Here is a 16,117-nt window from a genome sequence, read left to right as displayed (position 1 = left end):
TCCTTGCTTAATGGAGCCATCCAAATCACTTGCTGGTTGGTTTAAAAACAACCATAAGAACCGCAGCTAGGTCAACATTTACACACCATCGTTCAAGCGATCAATAATTCTTTAAATTTCCTTAGTCTTTGGCAGCAAGTGATTCTCCCAAAATGATTCGGAAATCTTAGAATACCTGATAATGTTGATATCAATAACGACAACATCTGTTTACCGAAAGGGGGCAATTCGCTGGAAAAAATCACTTGCAAGTTCGTATAGGTCCTCGTTCATATAGTTTAACAGAGCCAAAAATAAAAAGCCGGGGTGATTCGGGCTTTTAGAGTAAAACTACTCAAAGAAGCATTGAACTATATCTTGGGATTAGGTAAAGATGAAAGTTCTTCCTTTTTTTTATCAAGCTCCTGCTCAATCCTTAGTAGCTCCTCTTCCGCCTTCCGATAGGCTTTTTCAGCTTTTTCAATCTGTTGCTCGTATTCCTTCCTACGCAGCATGGGAATTAAGACACAATCGTACACCGATTCGTCTCCCTGCTCTCGAATCACAGCATTTAAAAGTACGGGAAGTGTTCTGCCGCTACCCGTTTTCATCATTAAATATATCTCATCTACGTGATGATTAAGCCGAATCAACGGTAAAAAATAAACCTGAAAGAAAATTTGGCTGGGCCGATTTAGCAAGGATTCAAAACTGATACCGTTTACCCCTTGTTTTTCATATTCTAACAAGCGGCAAAGGGTTGCATTGACGATGCGTATTGTCAGATTTTGATCCATCGACAAATAACCGCAGGGGGCATGATCCAACCGTTCGTCCATATTATGTGTGCAACTCGCTTTCCTGTATTGAATCGATTGAGGCAAGATATTCGCTGATGAGTCTAATGGTTTCATCCGGATGGCTTACGTGTGGACAATGACCAGTTGCATCCATCAGTCGGAACTCGCTTTCCTTCATATTCTGGTGGATATAGGCTCCAGCTTCCATCGGAACGATTACATCATCGGAGCATTGCAAAATCAACGAAGGCACCACTACCTTGCCGAGTTCCTTACGGTAATCAGATAGAAACGTTGCTTCCGCAAAACGACGGGCTACCTTAGGATCGGTTGCGCAAAAACTCAACTCAAGATCTTGAGATAATTCCGGCCGGTCTGTATTCCCCATAATGATAGGAGCCAGATAGCTCGCCCAACCTTGAAAGTTTTGATCCATCAAGTCCAATAAATCCATCAGATCTTCCCGTTCAAACCCGCCGATGTAATCAGGTAAATCGTTCAAATATCGTGAAGAAGGACCAATCAGAACAAGCCGATCAAAGTATTCCGGTCTTTGAATAGAGGCCAGCATACCGATAGTAGCACCGACGGAATGACCCACTAGAATGGCATTCTTCAATTCGAGCGCTGAACAAATGTCTAAGACATCCTGGGCATACCCGTTCAGATCATGATAAATACAAGGATTATAGGCCTGCATATCGGACTTTCCCGAACCTACAAAGTCAAACAATACCAGCTTGTACTTCTCTTCGAAAGCTGGTGCGACAAAGCGCCACATGTTCTGGTCACAGCCAAAGCCATGGGCGAATATAAGAGTCTTGGAACCAAAGCCCCTTACTTTGACGTTGTTTCGGATGAGGACTTGTTGGCTATCCATCGACTTTTCCTCCTGGTTACGATAAATTCTGTTCAATAAATCATTATACCACTATATCAAGATTTTTAAATTTTTTCTGACGGGCCTAATCATCTGCTTGACTCTTATCTGCGGTTCCACAAGAAGCTACGCATATCATTGGCTTAAAGGCTAGCTACCGATTCACCGGTTTGATTTATACAACGAAGAACCTAAGCTGGATTAAAGAGACTAACACCAGTTGAGTTACCGTCGCCAGTTTGCAGCTCCATTATCCATTTTTGTTGCATTATCAATACAACTTTGACATAAGAGCTTATCTTTGAAGGGAATCAAATTCTCAAGTGAACCACAAAAATTATAGACTGGTGTATTTTTTTGAGTACAATTTGATTAGAGTTAAAAAAGAACTCAATAGTATCACCCGGATTATGTTGTTTATTTGGAATAAACTTTCCTATCCTTATTCGAGCCTAAATATTCAACGATAGAAGAAGGTAAATTTGTTACAAATCAAAATTCATAAAATTAGTAAAATACTGTTTAGTATGTTTTTTCGGAATTAGGATTAAACTGCCTGTTAGCTCTTAACAGAGTACCGATAGTCTACAATGTAGTATAGTGCTTAAGATCAAAAATAACAGCACTAGCAAACCGTTTAAAGCAACTTGATTTCCAACTTCTCAAAAAACGTAAACCGTCTAATTTGAGTATACATAGGAATATGTATAACCCCCCTATAATTACTTAAATTGACAATACATACTGATACTAATTGTGTGGCAGCATGCATTGTTATAAAACTAAAGTTCCCAGTTATTTGAACAGGCTGTCAAAGCGGCAGGCTTCAAATTCTTAATAACCATAAAGTCATGAAAACGCATTTTCTATGCAAATAAAGTAAACTTTGTAAAATGAAATATTTATTAAAAGGTAGGAGCAGGTAATTCATCAATTTTTATACGAAGTAAACTGTAAGGTTGTTGTCGCAGGTCTTTTCCATAATGAAATCTTGCCTGCCGATGTAATTGGTTCACAATAACATATAAGTATTGATCTGGACCAATAGAAAAAGTATCCGGCCATAAAATTCTGGGATCATGGGCGATGGTTTCCATGATTCCATTCGGCAATATCTTTCGAATACTATCGTTTTCATAATCTCCAGCATAAACATTTCCTTTTGCGTCCGTGATCATCCCATCAGATGCCCCCTTCTCTCCCCAATACTGCACAAGATCACTTAACTTGAAATCCGGTATCGTTCTGTCTCTTAACGATTCTGTTGAGATCGAGTATAGCTGGCGACTGCTTAATGGACAATAGAATAACATTTTTCCATCAGGGGAAATGGCTATACCATCAGAGGCCAATCGGAAGGGAGATGTCGAACCATCCGCGTTTCGATTCATCAAAATTTTACCTTCCACTTTCGGTACAAAATACGGATCGGGTGAGGTTGAGCTTGCTCCATGCAACCGTCTATACGAATTTCCGTTTTCTAAATTTATGACGATAATAGCGCTTGGACCATTGGCAGAAGAATCCGTTATATATGCGTAACCTGCTTTACCTACACGAAAGTCAAATCGGACATCATTCAGATACGTTGTCGGCAAGACTACATCATCTGCAAATGTATATACTTTTCTTATTGTATTTGTTTCTAAATCTACCGCGACTAATTTTGCTCCTCCTTTAATTGGCTCAGAAAAATTTGGTGCAGCCGTGTCCAGTACCCACAGGGTTCCCCTTCCATCTGCAACAACACTTTGGACACTGATAAAGGACATACTGATATTCAAAGGATTTACCAAATTCGTTTCTAAATTAGGATAAGGCTGCAACTGACCCTCAACAATTTCCGCTACCGTAAATCTAACGTCATCTCCCCATTTCGGAAAGCAAATGAAGATACGCCTGGTTTCTGACACACTAACGCCTGTAGGCATAGCTCCATAAAATGAATAAACGAGTTCTAACTTACCGAAATATTCTTCCATAGGTAACATAGGTTTTTTGATATCCTCCCCACCATATTTGATCAGATATTACCTATAATATGTTTAAAACTTTTTCTAATGCCTAGCTCTTAATGATTCTTTTTCAAAACATAGACGCAGAGTAGAGTAACCCTTGCTGGTTGTTGCGCCTCAATTTTATGATGCCGACCAGTTTGTAGCTGGTTAGTCATCAACATCCGTGCAGGTAAGTGGCATCATGCGACGCATTGGCAATGCGGATTTCACTTTGCTGCCTGTAATACTAATCTTTTGAATGAGTGTGCGGTGCTCAAATACGTAGATGAGCTAATTTTTGTAGATATAATTTCTAAAATGAAGATAGGCTGACTTCAGGAAGAGATCAAAGCCGGCATATTGTATAAATGGAGATTCACTGCTTAATAATAACGAATTTAATTAAGTTTTTTGAAAATGTCCAAGACATCTCAAAAAACAAAAGGCTTCGGCGCAAGCCGAAGCCTTTTGACGGTGACTCTCCGTTGTCTTTGGCAAGTAGTTCGTCTGAAAGTCTAACTGAGCCAAGAGCCTTTTATTGTTGGTCCGGCAGACGTAATGCGTTTGCTGAAGTTTGCGCTTGATCTAAAAATTCCTCTGCCTGAGTTAATTGCCGCCGGGCCGTCTCCAAAGCTTGTGAATTTGTTGCCGCGTTAGAATTACTTATCGAGTTCATCGCCTGATTTAAAGCCGTTTGCACCTCAGAAACCGCGTTAGAAGCATGTTGCTCCAGCGTATTGCCGCTCGAGTTAAGTGCACTTTCTGCCGGTTTTCTTGCACCTTCAGTGGCTAGATCAATTTTGTTTCCATTAGGCAAGGTGTGTCCTCCTCCCTTAAGCAAAGATCATTAATTTAAACAGTAATAAGTATGCGGTTGATATTTTGTTTGTATTCCTGCGACTAAATAGGAATATATGGATCACACAATTCCAGCAATCAGTTTTAGTATAAGATGCGATGCGTTGGGAAATCTAACTTTGGTGAAAAAAGGAGGTGAGAATTTGTCAATGAATACTCCAGCGTTAGCGTCGCACGAATCGATGGAACTGCATGAAGCGTTAAATTTTAAAACGCTCTGCCTCGCTAAGTCAAAACTTATGCAGGGCTTGGTTTTTGACCAAGAGTTAAAAGCGTTAATGCAGAAAGACGTAATTCAATCCACACAACAGTTGGCTGAACTGCAAGCAATCTATGCAAGAGCTCCTTTCCAAGCACCTGTTCCGAATAGCCCAACACCTATAACACATTAAAGGGGAACGCAAATGAATACCGATTATTTAGACCCAATTAATTCATTAAACATGCCGGAAATGGCAGATATGACTTTTGCAATGGACTTCCTTCTTCGTGCCAAGGAGGGTGTGCGAAATTTGTCCATCGCCCTGACAGAAACCGCTTCTCCAGATGTAAGAGCGCTGCTGCGCAATCATCTTAAGCAAGGGATTGCAATGCACCAAGAAGTCTCAGAGCTCATGATTCGCAAAAAATGGTTTCATCCCTATGAGCTTAACGAACAGTACCAACTCGACCAGCTTTCGGCGAAAAATACGGTGATGATCGGGCAGATGAATTTGTTCCCGGATGATACGTCGCGTAAAGGGATGTTTGATCGGACCCCAGATGAACATATTGGAGGACATGAAGCATGAAGGCGGTAACATATCAAGGGATTAAAAATGTCGTGGTCAAAGAGGTACCTGATCCGAAAATTAAGAAACCGGACGATATGATCGTAAAGATTACCAGTACCGCCATTTGCGGTTCTGACCTTCACCTTATTCACGGGATGATCCCTAACCTTCAAGAAAACTATGTCATCGGGCATGAACCGATGGGGATCGTAGAAGAAGTAGGCCCCGGTGTGACAAATGTAAAGAAAGGCGACCGAGTAATTATCCCGTTCAACATCGCATGTGGAGAATGCTTTTTTTGCAAAAATCAGCTGGAAAGCCAATGTGACAAGTCAAACGAACACGGGGATATGGGCGCATATTTTGGCTACTCCGGAACGACCGGCGGATACCCTGGCGGGCAAGCCGAGTATTTACGAGTTCCGTTTGCAAATTTTACCCACTTCAAGATTCCTGAAAACTGCGAACAACCGGATGAAAAGTTAAGCTTGATTGCCGATGCCATGACAACGGCATTTTGGAGCGTAGATAACGCCGGCGTAAAGAATGGAGATACGGTCATCGTGCTCGGCTGCGGTCCGGTCGGACTTCTGGCCCAGAAATTCTGTTGGCTGAAAGGAGCAAAGCGGGTCATAGCCGTCGACTATGTCGATTACCGCTTACAGCATGCGAAGCGAACGAACCATGTGGAAATCGTAAACTTCGAACAGGATAAGAATATCGGCAACACTCTCAAGGAAATGACCAAAGGCGGTGCCGATGTTGTGATTGATGCAGTAGGAATGGACGGCAAGATGAGCGATCTCGAATTTCTAGCCAGTGGTTTGAAGCTGCAAGGTGGCACCATGAGCGCATTTATCATTGCGTCTCAGGCTGTCCGCAAAGGCGGGACCATCCAAGTCACTGGGGTATACGGCGGACGTTATAACGGATTCCCACTCGGCGACATCATGCAGCGAAATGTTAATATTCGTTCCGGACAAGCTCCGGTCATTCACTACATGCCGTATATGTATGAGTTGGTTACTTCGGGCAAAGTGGACCCTGGAGACATTGTTACGCACGTCATTCCGCTCAGCGAGGCCAAGCGGGGCTATGAAGTGTTCGATACGAAAACGGACAATTGCATCAAAGTTGTCTTAAAGCCTTGAATATGGATAGATACATGGGAGGACAATCCGAATGAATTCCAATTACGCTTTGCATGAGATGCTGGAGGTTCATGAAATAGCTGCGTTTAAGACCGTTTGCAACACTAAATCCAAAACCATGCAAGCTCTCGTGACAGACCCGGAGCTCACGCAAATTTTGCAGCAAGACGTGCAATTATCACAGCAGCAACTTGAGGAGCTCAATGGAGTGTTGTCTAAAATGAACCTATAGGAGATAAAAACATGAACACAATATTAGAACACATGACAGGGCTTCATACACTGACCGACGAAGTCATCGCAATGGATTTTTTGATGAACGCCAAGAGCGGTGTCAGAAACTACGCTATGGCCGTGACCGAATGTGCCACCCCCGAAATCAAGCAAATTTTGATGAAACAGCTCGACGAAGCCTTAGACTCCCATGAAAAGATAACAATCTACATGATGGAGCGAGGGCTATACCATCCTTACCATGTTACAGAGCAAATTCAGCTCGATCTGAAAAACATTCAGACCGCTATGAACATTCCATCCTGACACCGTATTTCGTTCCGGCAAAACGCGCAAAACCACAAAGGTTTGGGCGCGTTTTTGTTCGATTAGACTTCACCGAACAAAATATTTCCAGTGTCAAGAATTCAACATAACTTAAGGAAGCGTTCTGTTTTACTCTATTAATTTTAAGCCAACTAAGAGTCAACTAACATTAATTTTATAAATCCTTAAAAAGAAAAACGAACTTATTCCCTAATAGGAGCAGTTTTTCTACTATTTGAGCAATACTTCTATCCATTTCTGCAATCGTGTATGCATCCAGGACAAAGCAATATAATTTATCCTCAGGCAGGTACTTGACGGTACAACTTCAATGCAATTCTCCGTTTCCAATAACTCTATGATCAAAGGTCATTAAGCTATCCCTGTATCCCGTTTTTCTTGGATTCACCGAGTGAATCTCTTCCCTATCTTAGTCTCGAAACGAAAACTCAACATCTTACTCCTTGCACCATTCAAGTTAGTCTTTTTAATGTAACCGTCATTCCGTGCGACGTTGTATAACTACCTGCCAGCTCCTCTATTTTGTTCTGCTTGTTTGCCTTTTTCATACCAATGTCAAAGCTAAAATCCCAATTTCCTTTTATTAAGGTTTCGTTCCTTCGTTCAAGCGATCCAATACTCCCTTCTATCTTATTCGCATCACCAATGGCCAGTTTCTGGCGATCATGCTTTCCATTTTTATCAGAAGTGCAATTATCACTCGATTCTTCCCCCAGTAAGGTGCATAAAAAAATAGTATCGAGGGAAAATAAGTAAAAATCGATTACCGAGGTTACTATTATGCAATTTAAATGGCTTAAGAAGAAATTGAAAAATTGGGAGATTATCCTTCCAAACTCCGACACACCTGTAACAACTCAGCAGAGTACGGAGCCGCATACAGCCGATCTGGATCTAAGATTAGACTGGCTCAAACAGCATCTCTCGAATTCTTCAGATCTTGCGAGTCATACCTTTGTTGCCGGAGCGGGGTTGAAATGCGCCCTTCTATATATCAAAGGAATGATTGATCTAAAAGCCATCGAACAGCATGTACTGAATACGGTGGGAGAGTTTGACCCATCCTGGACAGCCGAGGATATCAGCATGCATATCTTTGTGTATAAGCGGCTCCCAATTGCTCATCAAAGTGTTTACTTCAGTATGCAGGAAGCCTACCTAAGCCTGTTGGAGGGAGGAGCATTACTGCTTATGGACGGGGAGTCCCGCATGCTTGCGCTCTCAGTGACAGCCTTTGAACAGAGATCTATTCAGGAAGCTCCGAATGAAGCAGTAATTCGAGGACCTCGTGAAGCTTTTATAGAAAGTATGGATACCAATCTAACCATGATCCGAAGAAGGCTCAAAACGCCATCGTTCAAGATGGATCTGATGCATATTGGCACCGAGACTCAGACCTCCGTATCCATCGTTTATTTACAGGGAAAATGCAAGCAGAATTTAGTCGACGAAGTGAAAAAGAGACTATCTGCAATCGAGATTGACTCCGTTCTCGGCTCCAGCTACCTAGAGGAATTTATAGAGGATTATCCTTTCTCTCCTTTTCCCCAATTGCAGTCTACTGAGCGGCCGGATGTGGTCTGTGCCGCGCTGTTGGAAGGAAGAGTAGCCATTATTGTGGACGGTACGCCTATTGCTCTTATTGCACCAGTCACCATCTTCATGCTGCTGCAGTCAGCAGAAGATTATTACCAGCGGTTTGTTGCAGCGAACTGGATTAGGGTTATTCGGCTGCTCTTTCTGTTCATTTCGCTATTACTACCGTCTGTATACGTAGCTATAACGACATTTCACCCGGATATAATTCCAGAAAGGCTATTAATTACGGTAGCTTCTTCAAGGGAAATTGTACCCTTTCCCGCACTGATCGAAGCCTTTCTAATGGAGCTGTCTTTTGAAGCTCTGCGAGAAGCAACCGTTCGGATTCCTAAATCAATCGGTCAGTCTGTATCCATTATTGGGGCCTTGATCATCGGCAATGCTGCTGTTGAAGCGGGTATTGCTTCAGCTGCAATGGTGATTATTGTGGCATTAACCGGTATCGCTTCTTTTATCATCCCCCATTTTGACTTGGGACTTGCCTTCAGACTACTCCGATTTCCCATCATGATTCTGGCTGGTACATTTGGATTGCTTGGCATCGCCTGTGGGATCATTCTAATCTATCTTCATTTGCTCGATCTTCGTTCTTTTGACCTGCCCTATTTATCCCCGATAGCACCACTTCATACGAATGATCTTAAGGATACTATTTTAAGAGCCCCATGGTGGGGGATGAAGAATAGGCCTTCTTTCTTCGACGGTAAGGGTCGAAGTAAGCGTTTGAAGACGCGAAGTTGGGGGCATGCAAGAGAAGAGGAGGAGTGAAAATAGATATGTATATGTTAAAGTTCCTAAAACTTTTTTTGGCATGTATCCCTGTATGTATGTTATGCGGTTGTTGGTCCAAGATTGAAGTAAATGACAGAGCATTTGCCAGGGTTATGTTGCTTGATAGAACCAACGAGGGTATAGAAATGACATTGGGATTCCCATTGCCGAACCGACTGTCAAGTACTTCTAAAGGCGGGGGCGGTGGGTCTTCGTCTAAGCCGTTTACTTTTGTAACAAAAACAGGCAGAGATGTTGGAGAAGCTTTTCGGAAGATACAAGCCGATTTGCCCCGCAAAGTTACTTTCGGTCAACTGAGACATATTGTAATGGGCAAGGAATTTGCCCAGTCGGGGATAAAGCCTGTAGTCGATTTCTCTGCACGTGAATTGACGATCCATATTAATGCTTACCTGTTCATTAGTGAGAATAAAGCGAAGAGTGTAATTTCCATTCCTGTTACGTTCGAAAAATTCCCGTCAGACATTCTTACGCAATTTGCTAATGAGCGTCAGACAATAATGGTCACAGTGAAGGATATGCTGATGTCTGCCTTTAATCGCGGTGATCTTGTTATTCCCATGCTTGTTTTTGGTAGAGAAGGCGTTGAAACTGAAGAAAATAAGGAGAATTGGATGGGTACGGATGGAGCGGGAGTTATCAGGAACGGTAAAATGATAGGCAAATTAACTGACGAGGAGACGCAAGGCGCTCTATGGGTTCTCAAGCAGTTCAACTATTCTTCGTATGATGTTAATTCTCCTACGGATAACAAGCCGGTCAACTTACTAATCCGGAATGCTAAGACTCACTTAAAAGCACAAGTTCATGGTGACGACATTTCAATTCAAATTGAATGTAAGGCAATGGCGGGTATTCAGGAAACAGAATCAACTATAGATGTCACTGAACCGACTGAGCTTCGAAAGCTTGAACTGCTGCTAAATGAGAAAATCAAAGACCGCATCCGCCGTGCTGTGGCTGTATCTAAGAGATTGAAATCAGATGTTTTTCAGTTCGCAGATTATATTAAATGGAGATATCCCGGTAAATGGAAAAACCTTAGGCCCGACTGGGGAGAGCGTTACGCTGACCAGGTGAGAGTAGATCCTAGGGTTAATATTTCTGTTAAATGGTTCGGTACGTCGCAGAGACCTCAGTGGAACATAATCCTACCGAATACGGAGGAAGACAAATGATTATGATCGCCATTGTTTATGGTGCAGTAGGTATTTTAGAATGGAGATACCAGCGGAAAAATAAACGTTCTATGCGTAGTGTCATGATTCTGGCGTGTTTATGGCTAGTCATATTCACCGGGATGGAAGTTACTTATGCCTTAAAGGATCGATGGTCCCTTGGGCTGGTTATCTCGTTTATTTTTGAGCCCATACAGAGGTTTTTATTCATCGGAGATTGAAGGAGGCCCCATGGGAAAAATAACATCGCTTCAGGTGTACATGTTCTTTGCTCAATTCCTTTTCTCAAGTACGATCGGGTTTTTCATCAGCCCCTTGGTTAAACATGCCGGATATATGTCTTGGGTGTCGGTATTACTCGGAAGTCTAATCGGGCTTCTCATAGCCTATCTAACTTATAGGTTGTGTCTTCGCAGACCTACCCATTTTCTTGGACAGTACGGAAAGGACATCTTGGGCAGATGGATCCATTATCCGCTGTTTCTAACCGTCATCTTTGTCAATCTGTTCTCAGCCGCATTTATCATGCGCCAGTTTATTGACTTTGTTGTACAAATATACTTGCCTGGGACACCGGACTGGCCTGTAGCAATTTTATTTGGGTTTTGTGTAGCCCGAGTGGTTCGTTCAGGCCCAGTTGCGTTATTTCAAAGCGCTCAAGGCGTGTTCTTCTTAAGTATAGTCTCAGTTCTGGCATTCCCCCTATTCGCCTCGAAAGAGATGAATATAGACATGGCAGTTGCATTGGTTACAGCTAGGCAACCAGCTGGAATATGGAATGGCACAATGATCGTCGTGGCCCTGTTCAGCGAAATGGCTTTTATTGTGTACTTATTTCCGTATTTTGTAGGTACCGACAAATTAATGAAATCACTAATGGGGGCTACGGCTACAGCTGTTGTAGTTATACTTGCTGTCCTGCTAGGATGCTTATTCTTATTTGGTTCAGACCTAACAGCAAATCTAACCTATCCGACATTAGAATTAATTCGTTATATTCATGCGGGGGTTTTCCTTGAAAATTTGGATCCGCTGCTGATTATCTTTTGGCTATTTAGTATATATCTAAAGATCTCACTCTTCCTGCTTATATCCGTAAAGGGATTTGCTCACTTGGCTGGAATGAATGATCATAAACCGTTTTCTTACATTATGTCTGTGGCCATGGTGGTCATGTCGATTAATATGTTCAAATCTACGGCCCACTTAGAGGAAGTCACGAATCGGAGTGAGACGGCATTTCTTCTTTTTACAGGAGTGACTCCCGTCTTATATTATCTGGTGGACCGGATTCGTTTCGGTAAGCTGAAGAAGAACACTAATCAACCAGAGACCAACAATTAAAGAATACCTGTTAAGAAGTACTTTGATATTGTAATGATAAAAGCCTGAAAATTGGTCAGCCCCCTGTCAATTTAATTCCACGGCTATAGCATTGATGAACTCGCTCCCATATATGAGATAATAACGATACAAGCAACTGTATATCTACGTTTTTATAGAGTCAATCAAGGTACTAACTGGAGCGATTTAGGATAGATAGAAGAATTGAATGGATAACAAAAAAAGCCAGCAGAATACTCTCCTCGGCTCTTTTTCTTCGCTGTTTACTATTTTGAATTTTTCATGTATTGAAAAACTGACTTACATTCCCTCGTACTGGATGTGTCTGCTCCCTATACTCACCATTCGTATAGCTTCCAATTACCTTACGCCAAAAGGATTGAGCCGGTCTATTCGTGCTCATCTGCGTCACTTTCCACCGCCCGTTAAAACGTCCAAACAGCTCATGAGCCGCCCAGGTGCCTACACCGTTGTGCCGATAAGGACGAAGGACAAAGAACTCCGCCATGTAATAGTCAGCTTCTCGATTGCTAGACATTCTGTCAACGAGGGCAAAGCCCACAGGAATATCCTGTCTCCAGATCAGAAATGGCAGCTTTTGTTCACCGCTCACCCAGTATTGATACAGGTCTGGATAAGCCGGGAATGTTCCCTTCTCAGTGACATCAATTCGCAGATAGTCTGTGAAATCGTATAAATAAAATTGCATGAGCTGCACAATAATGTCCTTCTGCGACTCAGGTACTCTCTTTATGGACAGCTTCAATTCTGATTTGATATTATACCCCATACCTTCACCTCTCTTGGCGATTCAGTTCATTCTTTACTTCATGACTTCCCATCCAGTGCTGTTCAAAATATGCTAAAATACATATATTATGACCGGACGAGGTGGACCCTATGAACATACAAAAGATCATCGACCGACGCAAACTGGATGAAAAGATGCCGGATCTGCCATGGTACGTACAGCAATTTATGGATTACAAGCTTCCCGACCTCTCCCCGTCTACTTTGCTGGAATATGTGCGGGATTACGAAGCTTTTTTTTCATGGCTTCGCTCGGAAGGCTTGTCTGCTGGAGACACGAATGCCCAAGTTACGCTAGAAGAATTAGAGACACTTCATATGGATAGCATTACAGGCTTTCGCTTGTTCCTGTCTACTAAAAGTGAAGGCTCCAATTCCCGTATCACCATTTCACGCAAGCTATCGTCCTTGCGTTCACTCTTTCATTATTTGAGTCAAATTGCTGAGGATGAAAACTTTTATCCATTGCTCAAGCGCAATATTATGGCCAAAGTCGAAATTAAGCGTGTACATAAACCCAAGGATACAGCCGCCAAGCTCAAAGGCAAAATATTGGAAGAGGATGAGCTGCTTGAATTTATCGGCTATATTTATGAAGGCTACGGAAAAGATTTGGCCGACAACAAGCAAGCCCTGTACTCCTATGAATTAAACAAGGAGCGGGATGCCTGTATCGCAAGTCTTATACTGAATTCAGGACTGCGTGTATCCGAAATCGTCAACTTGAACATCGATGATCTCGATATAAACAATAAATTACTGTATGTGTACCGCAAAGGAAATAACGACGAAACTTTTAAAACGCCAGTCTATTTCCGCGAGCAGTCCAAAGATGATCTCGTACTTTATTTATCCTTAAGACATACCCGTTATCGTGCTCCAAAAAAAGAAAAAGCTCTTTTTGTCGCGCGTCCCAACGGCAGTACAGAGGGCAAACGGATGACTAAAAGAGCGATTCAAGCCATGATCATCAAGTATGCCAAGCGGTTTGGCAAGCCGTATTTGACCGTTCACAAGCTCCGTCATTCCTTTGCTACTGACTATTATTTACAAAATGATATTTACAAAACCAAAGAACAGCTGGGTCATGCTTCGACAGAAACAACGGAAGTCTATGCCCACCTGACTGACAAAACAATGTCTCAGGCGATCGAACGACGGATAGAGACTCGGACTGACTCAGCCGAATAATGGCCCTCTCAACTCTGCTCTGTCTGGAATCCTGCTCTGTGCCTCTGAATTTGTTCGAGCAGCCAGCGACCTGCCGGGTTGCTGGCATTGGCAGGAAATATTTGCATCGTTTTTTCATCTGAGTAATATCCCTGAGCCCAATCCATGTGGTTCTTCCAAACGACTACTCCCTGTACATTTGCGAGCTCCTGAACAAGCTGGGCATCTGATTGTTCTCTCACCATGACCAGCTTTGGATAATTTTCCTGTTTGAAGCCTTCCAGCAACACACAGTCATAGGCCTGAAAATGTCGGATGAGTCCGATCACAGGCCGAGTATGTTCCTCTAAAATGGCTGTTCTTCCTGCCGAGACAATCGCTACGCCTTCGGCGCCTGCCTGTCGGTGCTTGTACGTATCTGTTCCCTCATGATCCATCTCAAATTCATGTCCATCATGCTTGATCACTGCTACACGTAGTCCTGACTGCTGCACATAACGAATTAAACCTCCGAGGAAGGTTGTTTTTCCTGTATTTTTGAAGCCGACGATTTGACATACAAATGGACTTTTTGTATTCACGTCACCTGTCCACCTTGAAGCACCAGTACTTGCACCTCTTCACCTTCGCGCAAGCCTTCTGTTGTGGGAGGAATCACGATCAGACAATCGCTGTCCTTAATCGTAACCATGACACTGGATTCATCTACTCGCGCAGGAATCGCATATACTTGCCCGCCTCGTATCTCTAGAGAACTGCGGACAAAGCGAGTATAGTTATTTACCTTCGTATAATCTGCTCTCAGCTTTGCTGTCCAGGTTTGCAAATACGGATGTGCCGAAGATAACATCATTTGAATAGTCGGTCGTACAAACAGCTCACAACCCACAAAACAAGCGCCGGGATTGCCTGAGAGCGCAAATAACAGCTTGCCGTCTATCACTGCGGCTGTGGTTACACTGCCTGGACGCATCGTAACCTTGTTGAACAGCATATTTACGTCTTCCTGTCGTACGAGATCACCCATGATATCATAATCCCCCACCGATACTCCACCACTCGTAACCACGATATCATAGGCTGCTATCGCTTCTCGGACAGAAGTACGGGCAAGGTTCAAATCATCATGAATGGCTTGCAGGATGAACGGCTCTCCTCCTGCCTCTCTAATTTGAGAAGCCAGCATATATGTATTACTGTTTCGAATTTTCCCTGGTTGTAACGGTTCGTCCACTGCGAGCAATTCTGAGCCTGTAGAGAAAACGGCCACCCTTGGCTTCCTATAAACGGGCACCCGATGTACACCAAAAGTAGCTAATACCGAGACGTGCCCAGCTCCGATATGAGTTCCCTTACTGAGCAAAAGCTGACCTTCCTTAATCTCATGACCAATTTGCGTCACATTTTTGCCAGCTTCCATACGCTTCTTCAAGCCAACGTATACTTGTCCATTTTCCTCACGCAGCTGTGTGGCCTCCAGCATAACCACCGTGTCTGCCCCTTCAGGTAGTTGTGCTCCTGTCATGATGCGGGCTGCCATTCCTGTCTCCACCCGCTTATCCGATACGGTGCCACAAGGAATTTCATCAATCACGCGTAGCCAGATTTCCTGACCGGTCGAACAGACTTCAGTGTCAGAGGCAAGAATGGCATAGCCGTCCATACCAGAGCGACGAAAGCGGGGATACGGATGTGGTGCAGTCAAGTCCATTGCCAGATAGCGACCATGCGCTTGCTCCAGCCCTACATCCTCCCTTTCTCCCTGTTGAACATAGCTAGCTATCCTGCTTTGTGCCTCTTCCACCTTAACTGCTTTACGTTGGAATTTTTCTGTGTTTAAAGGCGTCTGATTCATGTTCTCACTCCGTTCTTTAAAAAAAATACCTCTTTCTGTTATAACGCTAAAACCGTTATCTGGCAAATCCGGACAGCGTTTATTTGAATTGCGGCAAATCTTGATCCGCCAAAAAACAGCCTGAATAACATATCACGGCTGTTTTGGGTAGATTTTAGTTTTGATTTTGCAAAAGATTACGTAATTTCTCTAGGTTGTATTATTTTTACCGAAATAGATCGAATCTAGTGGAACATTATATAACGAGGACATTTGCTGCGCTCGAGCTATTGTTAAATCGGAGGAATCTTCCTCTATATGTTTTAATTCATTCATCGACATACCAAGTATATTGCAGGCTACTAACTCACTATATCCTGAAGCGAGTCGT

17 protein-coding genes are annotated in these 16,117 nt (G+C 42.9%); 10 read left to right on the top strand and 7 right to left on the bottom strand.

The window, feature by feature from the left end:
• Positions 1-350: 350 nt before the first annotated feature.
• From ACQQ6X_RS22205 to ACQQ6X_RS22190, 4 genes are all read right to left on the bottom strand, one after another.
• Positions 351-818: a PAS domain-containing protein gene (locus tag ACQQ6X_RS22205; protein WP_305167064.1), complete on the bottom strand. Its 468-nt coding sequence runs from the start codon at positions 816-818 to the stop codon at positions 351-353.
• Position 819: 1 nt separating this feature from the next.
• Positions 820-1,659, bottom strand: coding sequence for an alpha/beta fold hydrolase (locus tag ACQQ6X_RS22200; protein ID WP_305167063.1), 840 nt, complete (start codon positions 1,657-1,659; stop codon positions 820-822).
• A gap of 905 nt (positions 1,660-2,564) precedes the next feature.
• Positions 2,565-3,650: an L-dopachrome tautomerase-related protein gene (locus tag ACQQ6X_RS22195; RefSeq protein WP_305167062.1), complete on the bottom strand. Its 1,086-nt coding sequence runs from the start codon at positions 3,648-3,650 to the stop codon at positions 2,565-2,567.
• 541 nt (positions 3,651-4,191) lie between these two features.
• Positions 4,192-4,473 carry a hypothetical protein gene (locus tag ACQQ6X_RS22190; protein ID WP_305167061.1) on the bottom strand — a complete coding sequence of 94 codons (282 nt, stop codon included), beginning with the start codon at positions 4,471-4,473 and terminating at the stop codon, positions 4,192-4,194.
• Positions 4,474-4,663: 190 nt separating this feature from the next.
• Between ACQQ6X_RS22190 and ACQQ6X_RS22185 the strand changes: the two genes are divergently transcribed.
• The 9 genes from ACQQ6X_RS22185 (at position 4,664) to ACQQ6X_RS22145 (ending at position 11,912) form a co-directional block, all read left to right on the top strand.
• The gene (locus ACQQ6X_RS22185; protein ID WP_305167217.1) at positions 4,664-4,906 is read left to right on the top strand and encodes a spore gernimation protein GerQ; all 243 of its coding nucleotides are present in this window, start codon (positions 4,664-4,666) and stop codon (positions 4,904-4,906) included.
• A gap of 12 nt (positions 4,907-4,918) precedes the next feature.
• A complete protein-coding gene (locus tag ACQQ6X_RS22180) occupies positions 4,919-5,305 on the top strand; it encodes a spore coat protein (RefSeq protein WP_149033260.1) in 387 nt (128 codons plus the stop codon).
• Entirely contained in the window at positions 5,302-6,438 is a 1,137-nt protein-coding gene (locus ACQQ6X_RS22175) for a zinc-dependent alcohol dehydrogenase (RefSeq protein ID WP_064797161.1), read from the top strand. Before ACQQ6X_RS22180 ends, ACQQ6X_RS22175 begins: the two co-directional genes overlap by 4 nt.
• A gap of 31 nt (positions 6,439-6,469) precedes the next feature.
• The gene (locus ACQQ6X_RS22170) at positions 6,470-6,670 is read left to right on the top strand and encodes a hypothetical protein (RefSeq protein ID WP_305167060.1); all 201 of its coding nucleotides are present in this window, start codon (positions 6,470-6,472) and stop codon (positions 6,668-6,670) included.
• 11 nt (positions 6,671-6,681) lie between these two features.
• Positions 6,682-6,978, top strand: a complete 297-nt coding sequence (locus ACQQ6X_RS22165; protein ID WP_305167059.1) for a spore coat protein — start codon at positions 6,682-6,684, stop codon at positions 6,976-6,978.
• 801 nt (positions 6,979-7,779) lie between these two features.
• Complete coding sequence (locus ACQQ6X_RS22160; RefSeq protein WP_305167058.1) at positions 7,780-9,366, top strand: spore germination protein; 1,587 nt, start codon at positions 7,780-7,782, stop codon at positions 9,364-9,366.
• A gap of 8 nt (positions 9,367-9,374) precedes the next feature.
• Positions 9,375-10,568, top strand: a complete 1,194-nt coding sequence (locus ACQQ6X_RS22155) for a Ger(x)C family spore germination protein (RefSeq protein WP_326403111.1) — start codon at positions 9,375-9,377, stop codon at positions 10,566-10,568.
• A complete protein-coding gene (locus ACQQ6X_RS22150; RefSeq protein ID WP_305167057.1) occupies positions 10,565-10,789 on the top strand; it encodes a hypothetical protein in 225 nt (74 codons plus the stop codon). Before ACQQ6X_RS22155 ends, ACQQ6X_RS22150 begins: the two co-directional genes overlap by 4 nt.
• 10 nt (positions 10,790-10,799) lie before the next feature.
• The gene (locus ACQQ6X_RS22145) at positions 10,800-11,912 is read left to right on the top strand and encodes a GerAB/ArcD/ProY family transporter (RefSeq protein WP_305167056.1); all 1,113 of its coding nucleotides are present in this window, start codon (positions 10,800-10,802) and stop codon (positions 11,910-11,912) included.
• Positions 11,913-12,192: 280 nt separating this feature from the next.
• Here ACQQ6X_RS22145 and ACQQ6X_RS22140 read toward each other — a convergent pair whose 3' ends face one another.
• Positions 12,193-12,702 (bottom strand): GNAT family N-acetyltransferase, encoded by a 510-nt coding sequence (locus tag ACQQ6X_RS22140; RefSeq protein WP_305167055.1) that lies wholly within the window; start codon positions 12,700-12,702, stop codon positions 12,193-12,195.
• 110 nt (positions 12,703-12,812) lie between these two features.
• Between ACQQ6X_RS22140 and xerS the strand changes: the two genes are divergently transcribed.
• Positions 12,813-13,913 (top strand): tyrosine recombinase XerS, encoded by a 1,101-nt coding sequence (gene xerS, locus ACQQ6X_RS22135; RefSeq protein ID WP_305167054.1) that lies wholly within the window; start codon positions 12,813-12,815, stop codon positions 13,911-13,913.
• A gap of 8 nt (positions 13,914-13,921) precedes the next feature.
• Here the strand turns inward: xerS and mobB are convergent, their stop codons facing one another.
• Both mobB and ACQQ6X_RS22125 read right to left on the bottom strand, forming a co-directional pair.
• The gene (gene mobB / locus ACQQ6X_RS22130; protein ID WP_305167053.1) at positions 13,922-14,473 is read right to left on the bottom strand and encodes a molybdopterin-guanine dinucleotide biosynthesis protein B; all 552 of its coding nucleotides are present in this window, start codon (positions 14,471-14,473) and stop codon (positions 13,922-13,924) included.
• The gene (locus tag ACQQ6X_RS22125; protein WP_305167052.1) at positions 14,470-15,747 is read right to left on the bottom strand and encodes a molybdopterin molybdotransferase MoeA; all 1,278 of its coding nucleotides are present in this window, start codon (positions 15,745-15,747) and stop codon (positions 14,470-14,472) included. The genes mobB and ACQQ6X_RS22125 overlap by 4 nt, the downstream gene beginning before the upstream one ends.
• Positions 15,748-16,117 lie beyond the last annotated feature (370 nt).

The organism is Paenibacillus ottowii (assembly GCF_050516475.1).
Classification (GTDB): domain Bacteria; phylum Bacillota; class Bacilli; order Paenibacillales; family Paenibacillaceae; genus Paenibacillus; species Paenibacillus ottowii.
Note: the sequence above shows the minus strand (reverse complement) of the source record. Positions and strands in the feature narration are given on the sequence as shown.

What these genes read in the sequence shown, in the direction of transcription:
- ACQQ6X_RS22205 (WP_305167064.1), bottom strand. Translation starts at nt 818, where the DNA reads ATGGACGAACGGTTGGATCATGCCCCCTGCGGTTATTTGTCGATGGAT.
- ACQQ6X_RS22200 (WP_305167063.1), bottom strand. Translation starts at nt 1,659, where the DNA reads ATGGATAGCCAACAAGTCCTCATCCGAAACAACGTCAAAGTAAGGGGC.
- ACQQ6X_RS22195 (WP_305167062.1), bottom strand. Translation starts at nt 3,650, where the DNA reads ATGTTACCTATGGAAGAATATTTCGGTAAGTTAGAACTCGTTTATTCA.
- ACQQ6X_RS22185 (WP_305167217.1), top strand. Translation starts at nt 4,664, where the DNA reads ATGAATACTCCAGCGTTAGCGTCGCACGAATCGATGGAACTGCATGAA.
- ACQQ6X_RS22180 (WP_149033260.1), top strand. Translation starts at nt 4,919, where the DNA reads ATGAATACCGATTATTTAGACCCAATTAATTCATTAAACATGCCGGAA.
- ACQQ6X_RS22175 (WP_064797161.1), top strand. Translation starts at nt 5,302, where the DNA reads ATGAAGGCGGTAACATATCAAGGGATTAAAAATGTCGTGGTCAAAGAG.
- ACQQ6X_RS22170 (WP_305167060.1), top strand. Translation starts at nt 6,470, where the DNA reads ATGAATTCCAATTACGCTTTGCATGAGATGCTGGAGGTTCATGAAATA.
- ACQQ6X_RS22165 (WP_305167059.1), top strand. Translation starts at nt 6,682, where the DNA reads ATGAACACAATATTAGAACACATGACAGGGCTTCATACACTGACCGAC.
- ACQQ6X_RS22160 (WP_305167058.1), top strand. Translation starts at nt 7,780, where the DNA reads ATGCAATTTAAATGGCTTAAGAAGAAATTGAAAAATTGGGAGATTATC.
- ACQQ6X_RS22155 (WP_326403111.1), top strand. Translation starts at nt 9,375, where the DNA reads ATGTATATGTTAAAGTTCCTAAAACTTTTTTTGGCATGTATCCCTGTA.
- ACQQ6X_RS22150 (WP_305167057.1), top strand. Translation starts at nt 10,565, where the DNA reads ATGATTATGATCGCCATTGTTTATGGTGCAGTAGGTATTTTAGAATGG.
- ACQQ6X_RS22145 (WP_305167056.1), top strand. Translation starts at nt 10,800, where the DNA reads ATGGGAAAAATAACATCGCTTCAGGTGTACATGTTCTTTGCTCAATTC.
- ACQQ6X_RS22140 (WP_305167055.1), bottom strand. Translation starts at nt 12,702, where the DNA reads ATGGGGTATAATATCAAATCAGAATTGAAGCTGTCCATAAAGAGAGTA.
- xerS (WP_305167054.1), top strand. Translation starts at nt 12,813, where the DNA reads ATGAACATACAAAAGATCATCGACCGACGCAAACTGGATGAAAAGATG.
- ACQQ6X_RS22125 (WP_305167052.1), bottom strand. Translation starts at nt 15,747, where the DNA reads ATGAATCAGACGCCTTTAAACACAGAAAAATTCCAACGTAAAGCAGTT.